This window comes from Microvirga arvi (assembly GCF_016892765.1).
GTDB lineage: Bacteria > Pseudomonadota > Alphaproteobacteria > Rhizobiales > Beijerinckiaceae > Microvirga > Microvirga arvi.
In genome coordinates this window covers 1-2,605 of record NZ_JAFEMD010000150.1, presented here as the reverse complement: position 1 = coordinate 2,605, position 2,605 = coordinate 1, and the positions used below count along the sequence as shown (strand labels likewise).

2 protein-coding genes are annotated in these 2,605 nt (G+C 66.3%); both read right to left on the bottom strand.

All coding sequences use genetic code 11. From position 1 onward, the window contains the following. Positions 1-150: 150 nt before the first annotated feature. The gene (istB, locus tag ILT44_RS30140; protein WP_204243288.1) at positions 151-897 is read right to left on the bottom strand and encodes an IS21-like element helper ATPase IstB; all 747 of its coding nucleotides are present in this window, start codon (positions 895-897) and stop codon (positions 151-153) included. A 13-nt stretch (positions 898-910) separates the two neighbouring features. Further along, positions 911-2,425 (bottom strand): IS21 family transposase, encoded by a 1,515-nt coding sequence (gene istA, locus ILT44_RS30135; protein ID WP_204243287.1) that lies wholly within the window; start codon positions 2,423-2,425, stop codon positions 911-913. Positions 2,426-2,605: the final 180 nt, after the last annotated feature.

Below are 2,605 nucleotides of genomic sequence, written 5' to 3'. Positions count from 1 at the left end.
TGAGGATACCGACGAAGCCGTCCACTTCGTCCAATCTGAAGCCGTCCAGGCATTCCGATTTCAAGCCGTCCATGGGTCCGAGGTGAAGTCGTCCACCTGAGCGCCGCTCTTCGGGTCAGTGATGGATGGTGGTTGAGGTGGTGACGCTGGTCAAGCGTCGGCTTGCGTGTGGCGGGTCTTGCGCAGGCTCTCGCCGGTCAGATTGATCCGGTAGGCATTGTGCACGACCCGGTCGAGGATGGCGTCCGCCAGGGTCGGAACGCTGCCGATCATCGCGTACCAGTTCTCGACCGGCACCTGACTGGTGATCAGCAGCGAACCGGCATCGTAGCGGTCCTCGACGATCTCCAGCAGATCGCGCTGCTGCTCGCCCGTGAGCGCCTCAGGACCCCAGTCGTCAAGGATCAGTAGCTTGGCCCGGGCGAGGCTGCGTAACAGGCGAGAGTAGCGGCCATCGCTGCGGGCGAGATCGAGCGCCGCAAACAGCCGCGGCACACGATGGTAGAGCACCGACAGGTCCTCGCGGCAGGCGCGGTGTCCCAGGGCGCAGGCGAGCCAGCTCTTCCCGACGCCGCACGGGCCGGTAATCAACAGATTGCGCCGCTCGCGGATCCAGTCGCAGGACGCCAGCTTGAGAAACAGCGCCCGGTCAAGGCCGCGCGGAGCCCGGAAGTCGACATCCTCGACGCTGGCGGGATGGCGCAGTTTGGCTGTTTTGGCCCGGGTCTCGCAACGCTTCTGCTGCCGCGTCGTCACTTCATGATCGAGGATCAGGCCGAGCCATTCGGCATGGCCGAGCGCGTCAGCCTCGGGAGTGGCGCTGAGCGCCTTGAAGCCTTTGGCCATGCCGTGCAGGCCCAGCGCGTGGAGCTGGTCGAGGGTGGGATGGGTCAACATGGTCGGTCTCCTGTTAGTGGAAATACCCCGGTCCGCGGACATTGGGGTGGGTGAGAACGGGCGGATCGGCGGCTGGGGCGGGAGCGCGCTCGCGGTGGGTGTCGAGAAGCGACACGATGCTCTTGTAGGTCAGCGCCTGGATCGCCAGGGCTTTGGCCGCGACCGCCTCGACACGCTCCTGCGGGATGCCGCGCATGTGCTGCAAAACCCCGATGCAAGTGCGAAAGCCCTGCTCGGGATGGCGACGCGCCGACAGGATGGCGGCAATCAGCCCCTCGGTGTTGGGGCCGATCGACGCCGCCCAGGAGCGGAAGCGCTCGGGCGACCAGGCGGCATAGCGGCGATGCGAGCTCGGCATGTGCTCGGCCTGCGTGCCGTGCGCCCGCCCCGCGTAACGCCGCGCGTGGGCTGCCACGCGCCCGCCCTTGTGGAAGGCCTCGACGGTGCGCTGGGTGACGCGCACCTCGACCTGCTGGCCGATGAGGCCAAACGGCACCGAGTAAAAGAAGCCCTCGACCTCGATGTGATAATCGAGCCCGACCCGGGCGAACTGCCATTGCGCGAAGACGTAATCCTCCGCCGGCAGGGGTGCGAGGGCCGGCTTCTCGATGGTCTCGAACACCTGTCGCCGGCTGACGCCGAGCCGGCGCATGGGCACGCTGTTCATGCGCTCGACGGCCTCGGCGATAGCGGCATTGGCCTCCTGGAGCGAGAAGAAGGTGCGGTGGCGCAGGCGACCGAGAATGTAGGATTGGGCGAAGCGCACGCCGGCCTCGACTTTTGCTTTATCCTTCGGGCGTCGGGGCCGGGCTGGAAGAATGCCGACCGCGTAGTGGGCCGCCATCTTGCCGTAGCTGCGGTTGATCTCGGGATCGTAGAACAAGGCCTTGTGGACGCCGCTCTTCAGGTTGTCAGGCACGATGAGCTTTGGCACGCCGCCATGGAACCGGAACATGCGCACATGGGCTTCGATCCAATCCGGTAGGGTCTGGGTCCAGGTCGCTTCGGCATAGGTCAGGTTGGAGGCGCCGAGCACCGCGACGAAGATCTCGGCGTGGCGGACCTCGCCGGTGAGCGGATCGACAATGGGCAGCTTCTTGCCTGAGTAATCCACGAACACCTTGTCGCCGGCGACGTGATGCTGGCGCATGGTCGGCGTCAGGCGGCGCTCAAACGAGCGGAACAGGTCGCAGAAGCGGGAATAGCCATAGCCATCCGGATGGTCTGCCCGGTACTCCTCGTGCAGGATGGCGATGCTGACGCCGGGTCGCTTGAGCTCCTGGACCAGATGGGCCCAATCCGGCTCCGGCCGGCGGCGCGTGCCGACCCGGGTGCCCGCCCGGGCGAACAGCTTCTCCTCCAGGGCCGCGTCGGTCAGGTCCTCCGGCAGCGGCCAGATCAGCCCGGCCGCCTTGGCCCGCTGGATGGCATCGCGCACGGTCGAGCGCGCCGCGCCCACGATCCGGCCGATCTCGCGGTCGCTGGTTTTGCTGGCGTGGAGCCGCAGCACTTGCCGCATCTGTCGCATGGTCATCTCTCTGTTTGCTGGCATCGCGTCCCTCTCTGGTGGAGAAGTCGCAATGCCCCAATCGGATGACCCGGTGCAGCAGGGTTCTTCAGACCGATCCCTGGACGGGATCAAATCGGAAGGATGGACGGCTTCAAGTCGGAACGGTGGACGGGATCAAATCGGAACCGGGGACGACTT

Excerpts from the sequence above, each read along its gene's own strand:
- istA (WP_204243287.1), bottom strand. The coding sequence starts at position 2,425 with ATGCGACAGATGCGGCAAGTGCTGCGGCTCCACGCCAGCAAAACCAGC.
- istB (WP_204243288.1), bottom strand. The coding sequence starts at position 897 with ATGTTGACCCATCCCACCCTCGACCAGCTCCACGCGCTGGGCCTGCAC.